This is a genomic window from Anoxybacillus gonensis (genome assembly GCF_001187595.1).
GTDB classification, from domain to species: Bacteria; Bacillota; Bacilli; order Bacillales; family Anoxybacillaceae; genus Anoxybacillus; species Anoxybacillus gonensis.
On sequence record NZ_CP012152.1, the window covers coordinates 1,017,782 to 1,033,495 of the forward strand.

A 15,714-nucleotide genomic window follows, 5' to 3' on the forward strand; every position below is an offset into this window, starting at 1 on the left:
CAGATCGAAGTAAGGAAGTGATACGTATATGAAGGCGGTATTTCAAACGGATGTCGGGAAAATCCGGTCACATAACGAAGATAACGGTGGCGTTTTTATGAATCAAACAGGCGACTATTTAGCCGTTGTCGCTGATGGAATGGGCGGTCATCTTGCTGGTGATGTGGCAAGCGAAATGACGATGACCCAGCTAAAACAGTTTTGGGAAGAGACGGAAGAAATGACGTCCCCACAACAAGCGGAGACGTGGTTAAAAGAACATATTATGAAAGTGAACGAATCGCTTTTTCAACACTCTCAAACGAACGATCATTGTCAAGGAATGGGCACGACGATCGTTGCCGCCATTTGTACAAAACAGTTTGCTACGATCGGGCACATCGGTGATAGTCGTTGTTATTTACTAAACGCAAACGGATTTCAACAAATGACAGAAGACCATTCTCTTGTCAACGAATTAGTGAAAAGCGGGCAACTATCAAAAGAAGATGCGGAATATCATCCACGTAAACATGTGCTATTGCGCGCGCTCGGAACAGAGCAAGTCATTGAACTCGATGTGAAAACGGTCGCTGTCGATGAAGGAGATATGTTATTGCTTTGCTCTGACGGCCTTTCGAATAAAGTGTCTGAACAGACGATGGTAGACGTATTAACGTCGGATCGCTCGCTTGAAGAAAAAGCGCAAGCGTTAATTGATGTTGCAAATGAGCGTGGTGGAGAAGATAACATTACGTTAGCGATCGTACAATTTTTAGATGTGAGTGAAAGTAGGTGATCGCTCGTGCTCATCGGCAAACGATTAAACGGTCGTTATAAAATATTACAACTCATTGGCGGCGGCGGAATGGCGAACGTTTATTTGGCGAGAGATATGATTTTAGACCGAGACGTTGCCGTAAAAGTGTTGCGTTTAGATTTTGTAAACGATGAATTATTTATTAAACGGTTTCGACGTGAAGCACAAGCCGCGACAAGTTTAAACCATGAAAATATTGTTACGATTTACGATGTTGGAGAAGACGACGGCATTTACTACATGGTCATGGAATATGTGCGTGGCTGCACGTTAAAACAATACATTCAACAACGTGCTCCGCTTCCTGTTCAAGAAGCGTTGCGCATGATGGATGAATTAACAGGAGCGATTGCTCATGCTCATCAAAATGGAGTCATTCATCGCGACATTAAGCCACAAAACATTTTAGTCGCAGAAGACGGAACGATTAAAATTACCGATTTCGGTATAGCTGTCGCGTTAAGCTCGACAACGATTACGCAAACGAATTCAGTTTTAGGATCGGTTCATTATTTATCGCCTGAACAAGCAAAAGGTGGAATGGCGACAGAAAAATCGGATATTTATTCGCTCGGCATCGTCATGTTTGAATTATTAACGGGACAATTGCCGTTTTCCGGTGAATCTGCCGTAGCAATTGTGTTAAAACATTTGCAAACGGAAACGCCGTCTGTACGACGATGGAACCCAAACATTCCACAAAGCGTAGAAAATATTGTGTTAAAAGCGACAGCAAAAAATCCGCTGCATCGTTACAATAGCGCATTAGATATGCAAAAACATATTCGCACTGCTCTGTCGCCTGAACGCATCAACGAACAAAAATTTACGTTGCCAACCGAAGATGACGACGAAGAAACGAAAATCATTCCTATTGTGAAGCCGACCGCTTCTCCACCGTCAGAAAAGAAAGAGGACGTGCCTCCTCCAAAAGAAAAGCGATCAAAAAAATGGCTCATTTTATGGGCGGCATTTCTTTTCTTGCTCGTCGGCGCTGGAGTGAGTGCGGTGACGTGGATTCCTGATTTATTTTTCCCAAAAGATGTGACGGTGCCTGATGTGACGAACAAAAATTACGATGATGCCGTGACGGAATTAACGTCGTTAGGCTTAAAAATCGAAAAGACGGTCGAAGAAGAACACGATGACATCGCCGAAGGATTTGTCATTCGTACGAATCCGCAAGCTGGAAAAGTCGTCAAAGCCGGTACAGCAGTGACGATTTACAGAAGTATAGGAAAGAAAAAAGTAGCGTTTCAAAATTATGTTGGTGAGCCAATTGATGACGTTGAGCGACAATTGCGATCGGAAAACTATTTGCTCATCGACAAAAAAGAAGTATATAGCGACGAACCGGCAGGTACGATTATTGAACAATTCCCGCTTCCAGGCGAAAAAGTTGTGCCAGAAGAAACAGAAGTGCGTTTGACGGTCAGCCTTGGACCAGAAAAAATTATTTTAAAAGATTTAACAGGATACACGGAAAAAAGTGTGCGCGATTATGCTGCAGACCAACAGCTGTACGTCATCGTGAAACAGCAATATTCGGATACGGTCGAAAAAGGGCTCGTCATTTCTCAAACACCACAAGCGAACGCGAGATTAGAAAAAGGGGCAACCGTTACGGTCGTCATTTCTCTCGGAAAAGAACCGGTATTGACAAAAAAAGTGATCCAACAGATTGACATTCCGTATGAACCGCCTGTTGATGTAAACGAACCTGTCATGGCAGAATTATATATAGAAGATGAAAACCATTCATTTGAGCAACCGTACAAACGTTATCGTCTAACAAATGATGTGAAAGAGCGTGTAGAATTTGTTATTCAACAAGGAAAACAAGGGCGTTATCGCGTCGTCGTGAACGGCAAGATGGTGTATGAGGGCATCGTTTCATATCCAACTACACCTTAAAAGGAGGGAAGTCATGGCGGAAGGAAAAATTATTAAAGCGTTAAGCGGCTTTTATTACGTGTTAAGTGAAGGGCGAGTGTATCAATGTCGTGGTCGTGGGGTGTTTCGCAAGCGGAACGTGACGCCGCTTGTCGGCGACTACGTTTCCTTTCAGGCGGAAAATGAACGAGAAGGGTACATATTAGACGTATTTGAGCGGAAAAATGAACTTGTTCGCCCGCCGATTGCAAATATCGACCAAGCGATTTTAGTGTTTTCAGCGGTAGAGCCAGATTTTAGCCCGGCATTGCTCGACCGCTTTCTCGTCTTAATTGAAGCAAAGCACATTCGCCCAATTATTGTTGTAAGTAAAATGGATTTAGTAGACGATGAAACAAAGCCACGCATCGAACAATATATTCGCGATTATCGTCAAATCGGATATGATGTGTTAGAAGTGTCGACGAAAACGCGTGCAGGGGTTGAATCATTACTCCCTTACTTCGAAGGAAACGTATCCGTATTTGCAGGACAGTCAGGTGTCGGAAAATCGTCTTTATTAAATGCGTTACGTCCCGACTTGCAGTTAAAAACGGGCGACATTTCTCACCATCTCGGACGAGGAAAACATACGACAAGACATGTCGAATTAATTGAAATCGGAGGCGGTTTCGTTGCGGATACGCCGGGATTTAGCGCATTAGAATTTAACGGAATCGAACTAGAGCAATTGCCGCTTTGTTTTCCTGAGTTTGTTGCTAGAAGCGGCGATTGTAAATTCCGCGGTTGTACGCATACAGCGGAGCCGAAATGCGCGGTGAAAGAGGCGTTAGCATCCGGAGACATTCCTTCTTACCGTTACGAACATTACGTAAGCTTTATCGAGGAAATCAAAGAACGAAAGCCGAGGTATTGAACATGATTAAAATTGCGCCATCGATTTTATCTGCGAACTTCGCTAAACTTGGGGAAGAAATTGTAGACGTAGAACGGGGAGGAGCGGATTACATTCATGTCGATGTGATGGATGGTCATTTCGTTCCGAACATTACTATCGGACCACTGATCGTAGAAGCCATTCGTCCGGTGACGACACTCCCGCTTGACGTTCATTTAATGATTGAACAACCTGATCGCTATATTCCGACGTTTGCGAAAGCAGGAGCAGATTATTTAACGGTGCATGTCGAAGCTTGCCCACATTTACATCGCACGATTCATTTAATTAAAGAACACGGTGTGAAAGCAGGAGTAGCGCTAAACCCGCATACGCCGATAGCGATGATTGAACACATCATAGAAGATATTGACTTAGTTTTATTTATGACGGTCAATCCGGGCTTTGGCGGACAATCGTTTATTCCAGCTGTGCTGCCAAAAATTCGTGCGTTTTCGACACTCGTTCGCGAACGAGGGCTTTCTGTGGAAATTGAAGTAGACGGTGGCATTCACGCTGAAACGGCAAAGCGTTGTGTGCAAGCCGGTGCGAACGTTCTCGTTGCAGGATCAGCCATTTATAATCAAGCTGATCGCGCTCAAGCGATTCGCGCCATTCGTGAGGGTGTGTCATCTTGACACATCCTTCTTTTATAAAGGGGGGATATCGGTTGATTATTCATATTGTTGCAGGTGGTCCGATTCATTTTTTACCTCATTTACAGGCATATGATGGAGATGATGTATATTGGGTAGGGGTAGATCGGGGGGTTCTCGCATTGCTTCATGCCGGCATCATACCAAAACGAGCGTTCGGAGATTTTGATTCCATCAGCGAACAAGAGCTACAACAATTAAAAATGAAATTACCGCACATCGATATATGGCCAGCGGAAAAAGATCAAACCGATACAGACATTGCACTTGAATGGGCGCTTGAACAACAAGCGACAAACATTCGTTTGTTTGGAGCGACAGGCGGACGACTTGATCATTTATTCGGAAACGTTCAGCTTTTGTTTAAAGGAAAAGATGGACAAATTGAGTTAATCGATCGCCAAAATGTCGTAACGCTGTATCGCAGCGGGGAGCATATCGTTGAAAAGCGAGACGAATACACGTATATTTCATTTATTCCTTTGACCCCGATTCGCGCCTTAACGCTTCGCGGATTTAAATATCCGCTCGATGCATGCGATGTGCCGCTCGGATCAACATTATGCGTAAGCAATGAACTCATCCATCATTTTGGTACTTTTTCATTCACTGAAGGCATATTAATGATGATAAGAAGCAAGGATGAAAAATAAACGCTTCGAGGTACGATTTGTGCGGAGATGAATATATTAGTGGAAGAATGTGCACAGTAGGGGAGGGAATGATCGTGAAATTTTATACGATTAAGTTGCCGAAGTTTTTAGGTGGAATTGTTCGGGCGATGTTAAATTCGTTTAAAAAAGGATAAAAGCACCAAATGATTGGTGCTTTTTTCTATTACACACGTTCTACTTTTCCGGATTTTAATGCGCGAGCAGAAACCCAAACGCGCTTTGGCTTTCCGTCAACTAAAATGCGAACTTTTTGAAGGTTTGCTTTCCATGTACGGCGGCTCGCATTCATTGCATGAGAACGAGCGTTTCCGAAAGATTTTTTCTTACCAGTCACAAAGCATTTTGCCATTTTGTTTCCCTCCTCACTTGCCAAACTACGTGCTCAAAACACTACTATAATTTATCATACATAAAAACGGATTGCAATACTTCTGACATACTCTTTCAAGAAAATAACCTTGACATCTGTTTTCTGTTTCGGGTAAATATACTATGGGTAGAAGCTTTTAAAAATAAGCTGAGTATAGTACAATGGCGTTAGCTACCTAATCAGAAAGGGGACTTGAGCGATGTCCATTGAATTACAAACAAAATACGGTCGTGTTGAAATTAGTAACGATGTCATTGCAGCGATTGCTGGGGGAGCGGCAGTCGATTGCTATGGGATTGTCGGCATGGCATCAAAAAATCAATTAAAAGACGGCATTGCTGAAATTTTACGCCGTGAAAATTTCGCCAAAGGAATTGTTGTCCGTCAAGAAAACGACGAAGTGCACATCGATTTATACGTTATCGTTAGCTACGGTACGAAAATTTCTGAAGTTGCACATAACGTACAAACGAAAGTGAAGTATACGTTAGATCAAACGTTAGGTTTATCTGTTCAGTCAATCAACATCTATGTTCAAGGGGTTCGTGTGACGAATCCGTAGTGAGGAGGAACAAGTCTGTGGTCATGACAACATTAGATGGGAAACGCTTTGCACAAATGGTATTGCAAGGCGCGACACATTTAGCGAACAATGCAAAAACAGTAGACGCATTAAACGTCTTTCCCGTTCCAGATGGCGATACAGGGACAAACATGAACTTGTCGATGACTTCTGGGGCGAAAGAAGTGAAAAACCACGTATCGGACCATATTGGAAAAGTGGCGAGCGCATTAGCGAAAGGATTATTAATGGGTGCTCGCGGAAACTCAGGCGTTATTTTATCGCAACTATTCCGCGGATTTGCGAAAGCGGTTGAACAAAAAAGCGAAATCAATAGCAAAGAGTTTGCTGCAGCGCTTGAAGCGGGCGTGCAAACGGCGTATAAAGCGGTAATGAAGCCGGTTGAAGGAACGATTTTAACCGTTGCGAAAGATGCGGCGAAACGCGCTGTTACCGTTGCGAAAAAAGAAACGGACATCGTCACCGTCATGACGGAAGTGTTAAAAGAGGCAAAAGCGTCGTTAAAGCGCACGCCAGACTTACTTCCTGTATTAAAAGAAGTAGGCGTCGTTGACAGCGGTGGACAAGGTCTCGTGTTCGTATACGAAGGCTTTTTAGCGGCATTAAAAGGGGAAACGATTGCGGAATCAGAAACGTTGTCGATGGAACAACTCGTCCGCACCGAACATCACCGCAATGTACAAAGCCATTTGAGCGCAGATGACATTGAATTTGGATATTGTACGGAATTTATGGTGAAATTTGAGCAAGAAAAAGTAGCCAAACATCCGTTTCAAGAAGAAACGTTTCGCCAAGATTTGAGCCGCTTCGGCGATTCGCTTCTTGTGATTGCGGACGATGAATTAGTGAAAGTGCACATTCATGCAGAACAGCCAGGAGAAGTGCTCACATATGCGCAACGTTACGGAAGTTTAATTAACATTAAAATCGAAAACATGCGCGAACAACATGCGAATATTGTCCACGAAAATGTGCCGCAACCGAAAAAGCAAGAACGTCTCCCGTACGGTATCGTTACGGTAGCGATGGGGGATGGCATTGCTGAATTGTTTAAAAGCATCGGCGCTCATGCGGTCATCGAAGGTGGACAAACGATGAATCCGAGCACAGAAGACATCGTCAAGGCGATTGAAGAAGTGAATGCGGAAACGGTATTTGTTTTGCCAAATAATAAAAATATTATTTTAGCAGCTCAACAAGCCGCTTCGGTCGCTTCATGTGATGTTGTCGTCATTCCGTCAAAAACTGTGCCGCAAGGAATGACTGCATTGCTTTCATTTAATCCTTCTGCGACAAAAGAAGAAAACGAAGAAGCGATGACAGAGGCGCTTCATCGTGTAAAAACAGGACAAGTGACGTTTGCTGTCCGCGATACAAATATTGACGGTGTTGAAATTACGAAAGACGATTATATGGGCATTGCGGATGGGAAAATTGTCGTCTCTCACAAAGAGCTCATGCATGTCGTTGAAACGTTACTTTCCCATATCATTAGCGAAGAAGATGAAATCGTCACCATTCTTTCTGGCGAAGATGCGACAGATGAACAAATCGCACATGTCGTTCAATGGATTGAAAAACAATTCCCGGACGTTGAAGTGGAAACACATCACGGCGGACAACCGTTATATCCATTTATTTTTGCGATTGAATAAAGCGTGTTGCTGTAATTCACATACGATAAAGAAGGGGAACGTTCCCCTTCTTTTTCATGAAGATGACAAAGGGGAGAATAAAAGGTGAAATATCGGAGTGTATTTGACATCATTGGTCCGATTATGATTGGCCCGTCGAGTTCGCATACAGCCGGGGCGGTGCGCATTGGCAAAGTCGCGCGCAATTTATTCGGGAGAAAACCAGCATGGGCGGACATTTTCTTTTACGGTTCATTCGCTGAGACGTATAAAGGACACGGAACGGATGTCGCTATCGTCGGCGGGTTATTAAACTTTGATACGTTTGATGAGCGGATGAAAACATCGTTACACATCGCCAAACAAGAAGGGATCCGCATTACGTTTCATGAAGAGGAAGCGATTCCCCCTCATCCGAATACAGCAAAAATTCGTCTTGGGGATGAAAAAGGGGAGCTCGAGCTTGTCGGCATTTCTATTGGCGGCGGAAAAATTGAAATTATTGAACTAAACGGCTTTGAGCTTAAGCTTTCTGGCCATCACCCTTCACTTTTAATTATGCATAACGATCGTTACGGGGCGATTGCAGGCGTTGCGAACGTATTAGCGAAATACGCCATCAATATCGGTCATATGGAAGTATCGCGAAAAGAAAAAGGAAAACAAGCGCTGATGACAATTGAAGTAGATCAAGATATTGATGATGCGATTGTGGAGCAATTAAAAACGTTGCCACATATTATTGACGTAACAAAAATTGTGGAGTAAAGCGGCGCAAAGGGGAGACAACGATGTTTCGAAATGTAGCAGAACTTGTAGAACGAGCAGAACGAGAACAAATAAAAATTGCAGAAGTGATGATTCGTCAAGAAATGGAAGTGACCGAGCGTAGCCGAGAGGATATTGTGGCGCAAATGGAGAAAAACTTACAAGTGATGGAACAAGCCGTTATGCGCGGATTGGCGGGCGTTCGCTCTCATTCTGGATTAACAGGTGGCGATGCGACACGCTTACAACAATATATAGCGCGTGGACAATTTTTATCAGGGGAAACGATTTTAGATGCCGTCAGCAAGGCGATGGCAACGAACGAAGTGAACGCGGCGATGGGGATGATTTGCGCGACACCAACAGCAGGATCCGCCGGTGTCGTCCCGGGCACATTATTTGCGGTGAAAGAAAAACTTCAACCAACACGTGAACAAATGGTTGAGTTTTTATTTACAGCTGGTGCGTTCGGATTTGTTGTCGCAAACAACGCATCCATTTCAGGTGCAGCAGGAGGTTGCCAAGCAGAAGTTGGATCAGCGGCAGGCATGGCGGCAGCGGCGCTCGTCGAAATGGCTGGTGGCACGCCGAGACAAGCGGCAGAGGCGATGGCTATCGCTTTAAAAAATATGCTCGGACTCGTCTGTGACCCAGTCGCAGGGTTAGTTGAGGTACCGTGTGTAAAACGAAATGCGATCGGAGCAGCGAATGCGATGATTGCTGCTGATATGGCGCTTGCTGGCATACAAAGCCGCATTCCGTGCGATGAGGTCATTGAAGCGATGTTTCGCATCGGCCAAACGATGCCGGTTGCATTAAAAGAAACTGCACAAGGAGGGTTAGCGGCAACGCCGACTGCGCGCAAATTAGAAGCGCGCATTTTCGGCAAGCCGAATGAGAAACGTGAGTGACGTATTACAACAAACAGTCACAGCGATTAAAGGAATTGGAGAAGAAACAGCCATATCGCTTCATGAAATGGGAATTGATACGATTGAACAACTGTTGTATCACTTCCCTTTTCGTTATGAAGATTACCGCATATGTGCATTAGAAGAAGCAAAACACGATGAAAAAATAACGATTGTCGGCAAAGTGTACAGCGAGCCTACTCTTACATATTATCAACGCAAAAAGTCGCGCTTAACGTTTCGTGTGCTTGTAGACCGTTTTTTAGTGACGGCTATTTGTTTTAACCAACCTTATTTAAAAAAGAAACTGACTTTACACGAGACGGTGACGTTGACAGGAAAGTGGGATAAACATCGCCAAACGATAACCGTACAACAGCTTCATATCGGTGAAATGAAACAACAAAAGGAGATTGAACCGGTCTATTCGACGCGTGGCGACTTAACAGTGAAAGGGATGCGCCGCTTTATTGCCCTTGCGTTACAACAATACGGTCATGCGATTGTCGACCCGTTGCCGAACGAGCTGTTGCAAACATATCGGCTCGTATCGAAACGTGATGCGATACGAGCGATTCATATGCCGCTTTCGCACGAGCAGCTGAAACAAGCGCGACGGCGACTCGTTTATGAAGAATTTTTACTTTTTCAATTAAAAATGCAAGCGTTAAAAAAATATCGCCGTGAACAGTCACCGGGCATTGCGCATCGTTTTTCAGATGAACAACTTCAATCGTTTATTCAATCGCTTCCTTTTCCGCTTACGAATGCGCAACAGCGGGTTGTGCGTGAAATTGTTCAAGATTTAAAGTCGCCATATCGGATGAATCGGCTATTACAAGGCGATGTCGGCTCAGGAAAAACAGTCGTTGCGGCCATTGTGTTGTATGCGGTATACGTTTCAGGATATCAAGGGGCATTAATGGTGCCGACCGAAATTTTAGCCGAACAGCACGCCGAATCGCTTCGTGCGCTTCTTGAACCGATGGGCATTCGTGTCGAACTATTGACGAGTTCTGTGAAAGGAAAAAGGCGGAAACAGCTACTTGAACAATTAGCAGAGGGAGACGTTCATGTTGTTGTTGGGACACATGCGCTCATTCAAGATGACGTTAATTTTGCTCAGCTTGGAGTAGTCATTACAGACGAGCAACATCGTTTCGGTGTCGAACAACGGCGCATTTTACGTGAAAAAGGACAATCGCCTGATGTATTGTTTATGACGGCAACACCGATTCCGCGTACCCTTGCGATTACTGCATTTGGAGAAATGGACGTTTCCGTCATTGATGAGATGCCGAAAGGAAGAAAAAAAATTGAAACGTATTGGGTTAAGCACGACATGCTTGAGCGCGTATTTCAGTTTATTGCCAAACAAGTTGAGGCAGGCCATCAAGCATATGTGATTTGCCCGTTGATTGAAGAGTCGGAAAAGCTTGATGTTCAAAATGCGATCGACGTTCATGCGATGTTAACGCACTATTACAAAGGGCGTTATCGCATCGGATTGATGCACGGTCGGTTATCTTCAGAAGAAAAAGAAGAAGTGATGCGTGCGTTTAGTACAAATGATATTCATATTTTAGTATCTACAACCGTTGTGGAAGTTGGGGTAAACGTTCCGAACGCGACGGTCATGGTCATTTATGATGCTGATCGATTCGGCCTTGCTCAGCTTCATCAATTGCGCGGGCGAGTGGGGCGCGGACAAGCTCAATCGTATTGTATTTTAGTTGCCGATCCAAAGTCGGAAACCGGAAAAGAGCGCATGCGCATTATGACGGAAACGAACGACGGATTTGTGCTGTCTGAAAAAGATTTAGAACTGCGCGGGCCGGGCGACTTTTTTGGCACGAAACAAAGCGGCATGCCGGAGTTTCGTCTCGGCGATCTCGTCCACGACTATCGCATTTTAGAAGTGGCACGACAAGATGCAGCACGCCTCATCGACTCTCCTGCCTTTTGGCGGGACGAAAAATACGCCCTTCTTCGCGAACATTTACAACAATCAGGCATTTTAAGCGGTGAAAAATTAGATTAAAAGTGGTTGAAATGTCATCTTGGGTGTTATATACTACTATTAGTACCTAGTAATAATTCGGATGGTGGATCGAAAATGAGAAGAAATAAACGAGAACGGCAACGATTATTGCAAGCAACGATTGAAGAAAACCCATTTATTACAGATGAACAGCTTGCCGAAAAATTTTCAGTCAGCATTCAAACGATCCGCCTCGATCGCCTGGAACTGTCGATTCCAGAGTTGCGCGAACGCATTAAACATGTAGCTGAGCGCACATTTGCTGACGAAGTAAAGTCGTTGCCTATTGAAGAAGTGATTGGAGAAATCATTGATATACAGTTAGATGAAAGTGCCATTTCGATTTTTGATGTAAAAACAGAACATGTATTTAAACGAAATCAAATTGCGCGAGGACATCATTTATTTGCACAAGCGAATTCGCTTGCGGTAGCGGTCATTAACGATGAATTAGCTTTAACGGCAAAAGCGAACATTCGTTTTATGCGCCCCGTCAAAGAAGGAGAGCGCGTCGTCGCGAAAGCGAAAGTAAAAAACTTAAATGAAAATGGGCGCACAGTCGTTGAAGTGAATAGCTACGTCGGTCAAGAGCTTGTCTTTCAAGGAGAATTTCACATGTATCGTTCAAATGTTGTCAAAAAGGATGGAGAAGAAAAATGAAAATCGCAATCGATGCCATGGGAGGCGATCACGCTCCGAAAGAAGTCGTGATCGGTGCACAAAAGGCGATTGAGCATTTTCACGATATTGAAATTACGCTTGTCGGGAATGAGACGCTCATTCGCCCATACATCACAAACGATGAACGACTATCGATCATTCATACAGAACAAGTCATTGAAGCAACAGACGAACCTGTTCGTGCCGTTCGCCGTAAAAAAGAGGCGTCCATGGTATTAATGGCAAATGAAGTGAGCGAAGGGCGCGCTCATGCGTGTATTTCGGCAGGAAATACAGGAGCTTTAATGGCAGCAGGGTTGTTTATCGTCGGCCGCATAGACGGCATTGATCGACCTGCCTTAGCTCCGACGTTGCCAACGATTGATGGAAAAGGATTTGTGTTATTAGACGTTGGCGCAAACGTTGATGCTCGCCCAGAACATATATTGCAATATGCATTGATGGGCGCGGCATATGCCGAAAAAGTGCGCGGTGTTGCTCGCCCGCGCGTCGGTTTATTAAACGTAGGAACAGAAGATCAAAAAGGAAATGAATTAGCAAAAAAAGCGTTTCAACTGATTCAAGAGACACCGCTAAACTTTATCGGCAACGTGGAAGCGCGCGATTTATTAGAGGGAGTAGCTGACGTCGTCGTCACGGATGGGTTTACCGGCAACGTGGCGTTAAAAACAATTGAAGGAACGGCGATCGCTGTTTTTTCGATGTTAAAATCGGCGCTGACAAGCGGAGTAGTAAGTAAAATAGCCGCGCTTGCTTTAAAGCCACAGCTTATGCAATTAAAGAAAAAGATGGATTACGCTGAATACGGTGGGGCAGCGTTGTTCGGGTTACGTGCACCTGTCATTAAAGCGCACGGTTCATCGGATGCCCACGCTATTTTTCATGCCGTACGCCAAGCGCGTGATATGGTCGCCAACGAAGTCGTACAAACGGTGAAACAATCGATCGCGGAAATTACAAAATAAGAGGTGCTATGATGGGGAAAATCGCATTTATTTTTCCGGGACAAGGTTCGCAAACCGTCGGGATGGGAAAAGAATGGGCGGAAAAAGATGAGAAGGTAGCATCGATTTTTCGCCAAGCAGATGAACGATTGCAAATGTCTTTGTCACAACTTATTTTTGAAGGACCACAAGACGTATTAACAAAAACAGAAAACGCTCAGCCGGCATTGCTCACGACAAGCATCGCATTTTTACAAAAAGTAAAAGAAGCAGGCATTCATCCGCATTATGTAGCGGGACATAGCCTCGGAGAATATAGCGCGCTTGTTGCAGCGTCTGTGTTGTCGTTTGCTGACGGTGTATATGCGGTGCGAAAGCGCGGAGAATTGATGGAAAAAGCCGTTCCAGCGCGACAAGGGACGATGGCAGCGGTGCTTGGCATGGATGAGGCGACGTTACAGCACATTGTTGATGAAATCACGACGGAATCATCGCCTGTGCAATTAGCGAACTTAAACTGCCCGGGACAAATTGTCATTTCCGGAGCAAAAGAAGCGGTTGAGCGAGCGTCACAACTGGCGAAAGAAAAAGGGGCAAAACGAGTTATTCCACTTGAAGTAAGCGGACCGTTTCACTCCGTTTTAATGAAGCCGGCGGCAGAGCAGTTTTCATCTGTGCTTGACACATTGTCGTTTCAAGAAAGTGCTGTGCCAGTCATTTCAAACGTAACAGCTGAGCCGATGACAAATCCAACGGAAATAAAACAACGTCTTGTTGAACAATTGTATTCACCTGTTCGTTGGGAGCAATCTGTTCAAACGATGATCGATCTTGGTGTACATACGTTCATCGAAATCGGTCCTGGAAAAGTATTAAGCGGTCTAGTGAAAAAAATAAACCGTCATGTCAACGTCTATTCGATTTTTGATGAAGCTTCGTTTGCAGCGACGGTGACTGCGTTGAAAGGGGAATGAAGATGGAAGGAAAAGTAGCGATTGTGACAGGGGCATCACGTGGAATCGGACGTGAAATTGCTTTACATCTCGCTCGCCTCGGTGCAAAAGTAGCGGTCAATTATGCAGGGAGCGAAGCGAAAGCGAATGAAGTTGTTGCACAAATTGTTGCACAAGGTGGCGAAGCGTTCGCTGTGCAAGCCGATGTGGCAAATAGCGAAGCGGTAGAGCGCATGGTGAAAGAAGTGCTTGAGCGTTGGGGGCGCGTCGACATTTTAGTAAACAACGCAGGCATTACGCGCGACAATTTGCTTATGCGCATGAAAGAAGAAGAATGGGATGCAGTCATTAACACAAACTTAAAAGGCGTCTTTTTATGTACGAAAGCCGTCACACGTCCGATGATGAAACAACGTTACGGACGAATTGTAAACGTTGCATCAATCGTTGGCGTGAGCGGCAATCCCGGTCAAGCGAACTACGTTGCAGCGAAAGCAGGCGTCATTGGTTTGACGAAAACAGCAGCAAAAGAACTGGCGAGCCGAAACATTACGGTAAACGCCGTTGCGCCTGGATTTATTACGACAGATATGACAGACCAATTAAGCGAAGAGGTGCGCCAAGCGATGTTGCAACAAATCCCGCTCGCACGCTTCGGAAATCCAGAAGATATTGCCCATGTCGTCGCGTTTCTTGTTTCAGATGGGGCAAGCTATATGACAGGGCAAACGATTCACGTCGATGGCGGCATGGTCATGTAAAAATTCGTTTTATTTTCTGATATAATTCAGTATAATGACTTGAGGGGAGGTGAATAAAATGGCAGACGTATTAGAGCGTGTAACGAAAATCATCGTAGATCGCCTTGGTGTCGAGGAGTCACAAGTGACGCTTGAATCTTCATTCAAAGAAGATTTAGGAGCAGATTCGCTTGATGTCGTTGAGCTTGTTATGGAGTTAGAAGACGAATTTGATATGGAAATTTCAGATGAAGAGGCGGAGAAAATTGTTACTGTCGGTGACGCAGTAAACTACATAAAAAGCCGTCTATCATAATAAGCAAAGTCCCGTTTTGTAAGCGGGGCTTTCTATGCTTTTTACGTTTATAGTTGGGGGTTCATATGCATGTCGAAGCAACGACCGTACGTGAAGTTTAAACAGTTTCAAGAGCAAATTGGCATTTTTTTTCGCGATGAAAAATTGCTCATCCAAGCATTTACCCATTCATCATATGTGAATGAGCATCGAAAGCGGCTACATGAAGATAATGAGCGCCTGGAATTTTTAGGAGATGCCGTCCTTGAATTGACCGTTTCGCAATATTTATTTGAACAGTTTCCGCAAATGAGCGAAGGGGAATTAACGAAACTGCGGGCAGCGATCGTTTGCGAACCATCGCTTGTTACGTTCGCTCATGCGCTATCGTTTGGCGATCTCGTTTTGCTCGGCAAAGGAGAAGAGCTAACGGGGGGGCGAATGCGTCCATCATTGTTAGCGGACGTGTTTGAAGCTTTTATTGGAGCGCTTTATTTAGATCAAGGTATAGAGGCAGTCGTACAATTTTTAGGGAAAACGATGTTCCCGAAAATTCGCGAAGGTGCTTTTTCTCATGTGATGGATTACAAAAGTCAACTACAAGAGCTCGTACAACGTGATGGCAGCGGCATTTTAGAATATAAAATTTTACAAGAACGAGGTCCTGCACATAATAAAGAGTTCGTATCGCGCGTATCGTTAAACGGGGAAGAGCTTGGCGTTGGCATTGGTCGCTCGAAAAAAGAGGCAGAACAACGCGCCGCACAAATGGCATTAGCTAAGCTAAAACAATCACAACAAGGCTGATCCGGTGCGAAAGGACAGCCTTGCTTAT

At 44.5% G+C, this 15,714-nt stretch carries 18 protein-coding genes; 17 read left to right on the forward strand and 1 reads right to left on the reverse strand.

Translation table 11 applies throughout. The features are described from left to right. Positions 1-28 precede the first annotated feature (28 nt). The 6 genes from AFK25_RS05420 (at position 29) to spoVM (ending at position 5,093) form a co-directional block, all read left to right on the forward strand. On the forward strand, positions 29-778 hold the full coding sequence (locus tag AFK25_RS05420) for a Stp1/IreP family PP2C-type Ser/Thr phosphatase (RefSeq protein ID WP_019418379.1): 750 nt from the start codon (positions 29-31) through the stop codon (positions 776-778). A gap of 6 nt (positions 779-784) precedes the next feature. Further along, on the forward strand, positions 785-2,713 hold the full coding sequence (gene pknB, locus AFK25_RS05425) for a Stk1 family PASTA domain-containing Ser/Thr kinase (protein WP_019418380.1): 1,929 nt from the start codon (positions 785-787) through the stop codon (positions 2,711-2,713). A gap of 13 nt (positions 2,714-2,726) precedes the next feature. Further along, a complete protein-coding gene (gene rsgA / locus AFK25_RS05430; protein ID WP_009732846.1) occupies positions 2,727-3,608 on the forward strand; it encodes a ribosome small subunit-dependent GTPase A in 882 nt (293 codons plus the stop codon). Between the two features lie 2 nt (positions 3,609-3,610). After that, on the forward strand, positions 3,611-4,267 hold the full coding sequence (gene rpe, locus AFK25_RS05435; protein WP_009732847.1) for a ribulose-phosphate 3-epimerase: 657 nt from the start codon (positions 3,611-3,613) through the stop codon (positions 4,265-4,267). 32 nt (positions 4,268-4,299) lie between these two features. Then, a complete protein-coding gene (locus AFK25_RS05440) occupies positions 4,300-4,938 on the forward strand; it encodes a thiamine diphosphokinase (protein WP_026011811.1) in 639 nt (212 codons plus the stop codon). A 74-nt stretch (positions 4,939-5,012) separates the two neighbouring features. Beyond that, entirely contained in the window at positions 5,013-5,093 is an 81-nt protein-coding gene (spoVM, locus tag AFK25_RS05445) for a stage V sporulation protein SpoVM (RefSeq protein WP_003394991.1), read from the forward strand. A 29-nt stretch (positions 5,094-5,122) separates the two neighbouring features. Here the strand turns inward: spoVM and rpmB are convergent, their stop codons facing one another. Further along, a complete protein-coding gene (gene rpmB, locus AFK25_RS05450) occupies positions 5,123-5,308 on the reverse strand; it encodes a 50S ribosomal protein L28 (protein ID WP_003394988.1) in 186 nt (61 codons plus the stop codon). Positions 5,309-5,528: 220 nt separating this feature from the next. On the opposite strand from rpmB, the gene AFK25_RS05455 reads away from it, so the two are divergent. The 11 genes from AFK25_RS05455 to rnc all read left to right on the forward strand — a co-directional run bounded on the left by AFK25_RS05455 (position 5,529) and on the right by rnc (position 15,686). Beyond that, on the forward strand, positions 5,529-5,891 hold the full coding sequence (locus AFK25_RS05455; protein ID WP_006323120.1) for an Asp23/Gls24 family envelope stress response protein: 363 nt from the start codon (positions 5,529-5,531) through the stop codon (positions 5,889-5,891). A gap of 17 nt (positions 5,892-5,908) precedes the next feature. After that, positions 5,909-7,567, forward strand: a complete 1,659-nt coding sequence (locus AFK25_RS05460) for a DAK2 domain-containing protein (protein WP_019418385.1) — start codon at positions 5,909-5,911, stop codon at positions 7,565-7,567. Positions 7,568-7,651: 84 nt separating this feature from the next. Continuing rightward, positions 7,652-8,314, forward strand: a complete 663-nt coding sequence (sdaAB, locus tag AFK25_RS05465) for an L-serine ammonia-lyase, iron-sulfur-dependent subunit beta (RefSeq protein ID WP_035065906.1) — start codon at positions 7,652-7,654, stop codon at positions 8,312-8,314. A gap of 23 nt (positions 8,315-8,337) precedes the next feature. Continuing rightward, entirely contained in the window at positions 8,338-9,225 is an 888-nt protein-coding gene (gene sdaAA / locus AFK25_RS05470; protein ID WP_009732852.1) for an L-serine ammonia-lyase, iron-sulfur-dependent, subunit alpha, read from the forward strand. Further along, the gene (recG, locus tag AFK25_RS05475; RefSeq protein ID WP_035065903.1) at positions 9,218-11,266 is read left to right on the forward strand and encodes an ATP-dependent DNA helicase RecG; all 2,049 of its coding nucleotides are present in this window, start codon (positions 9,218-9,220) and stop codon (positions 11,264-11,266) included. The genes sdaAA and recG overlap by 8 nt, the downstream gene beginning before the upstream one ends. Positions 11,267-11,341: 75 nt before the next feature. Next, positions 11,342-11,926, forward strand: a complete 585-nt coding sequence (gene fapR / locus AFK25_RS05480) for a transcription factor FapR (protein ID WP_009732854.1) — start codon at positions 11,342-11,344, stop codon at positions 11,924-11,926. Next, a complete protein-coding gene (gene plsX, locus AFK25_RS05485) occupies positions 11,923-12,912 on the forward strand; it encodes a phosphate acyltransferase PlsX (RefSeq protein WP_009732855.1) in 990 nt (329 codons plus the stop codon). Before fapR ends, plsX begins: the two co-directional genes overlap by 4 nt. 11 nt (positions 12,913-12,923) lie before the next feature. Continuing rightward, positions 12,924-13,865 carry an ACP S-malonyltransferase gene (gene fabD, locus AFK25_RS05490; protein WP_026011813.1) on the forward strand — a complete coding sequence of 314 codons (942 nt, stop codon included), beginning with the start codon at positions 12,924-12,926 and terminating at the stop codon, positions 13,863-13,865. Then, a complete protein-coding gene (fabG, locus tag AFK25_RS05495) occupies positions 13,862-14,605 on the forward strand; it encodes a 3-oxoacyl-[acyl-carrier-protein] reductase (protein ID WP_009732857.1) in 744 nt (247 codons plus the stop codon). The genes fabD and fabG overlap by 4 nt, the downstream gene beginning before the upstream one ends. Before the next feature lie 58 nt (positions 14,606-14,663). Then, the gene (acpP, locus tag AFK25_RS05500) at positions 14,664-14,900 is read left to right on the forward strand and encodes an acyl carrier protein (RefSeq protein ID WP_003394967.1); all 237 of its coding nucleotides are present in this window, start codon (positions 14,664-14,666) and stop codon (positions 14,898-14,900) included. Between the two features lie 69 nt (positions 14,901-14,969). After that, complete coding sequence (rnc, locus tag AFK25_RS05505; protein WP_009732858.1) at positions 14,970-15,686, forward strand: ribonuclease III; 717 nt, start codon at positions 14,970-14,972, stop codon at positions 15,684-15,686. Positions 15,687-15,714 lie beyond the last annotated feature (28 nt).

Coding starts and splice junctions, on each gene's coding strand:
- AFK25_RS05420 (WP_019418379.1), top strand. CDS start 29: ATGAAGGCGGTATTTCAAACGGATGTCGGGAAAATCCGGTCACATAAC.
- rsgA (WP_009732846.1), top strand. CDS start 2,727: ATGGCGGAAGGAAAAATTATTAAAGCGTTAAGCGGCTTTTATTACGTG.
- rpe (WP_009732847.1), top strand. CDS start 3,611: ATGATTAAAATTGCGCCATCGATTTTATCTGCGAACTTCGCTAAACTT.
- rpmB (WP_003394988.1), bottom strand. CDS start 5,308: ATGGCAAAATGCTTTGTGACTGGTAAGAAAAAATCTTTCGGAAACGCT.
- AFK25_RS05455 (WP_006323120.1), top strand. CDS start 5,529: ATGTCCATTGAATTACAAACAAAATACGGTCGTGTTGAAATTAGTAAC.
- sdaAA (WP_009732852.1), top strand. CDS start 8,338: ATGTTTCGAAATGTAGCAGAACTTGTAGAACGAGCAGAACGAGAACAA.
- fapR (WP_009732854.1), top strand. CDS start 11,342: ATGAGAAGAAATAAACGAGAACGGCAACGATTATTGCAAGCAACGATT.
- plsX (WP_009732855.1), top strand. CDS start 11,923: ATGAAAATCGCAATCGATGCCATGGGAGGCGATCACGCTCCGAAAGAA.
- fabD (WP_026011813.1), top strand. CDS start 12,924: ATGGGGAAAATCGCATTTATTTTTCCGGGACAAGGTTCGCAAACCGTC.
- fabG (WP_009732857.1), top strand. CDS start 13,862: ATGAAGATGGAAGGAAAAGTAGCGATTGTGACAGGGGCATCACGTGGA.
- acpP (WP_003394967.1), top strand. CDS start 14,664: ATGGCAGACGTATTAGAGCGTGTAACGAAAATCATCGTAGATCGCCTT.
- rnc (WP_009732858.1), top strand. CDS start 14,970: ATGTCGAAGCAACGACCGTACGTGAAGTTTAAACAGTTTCAAGAGCAA.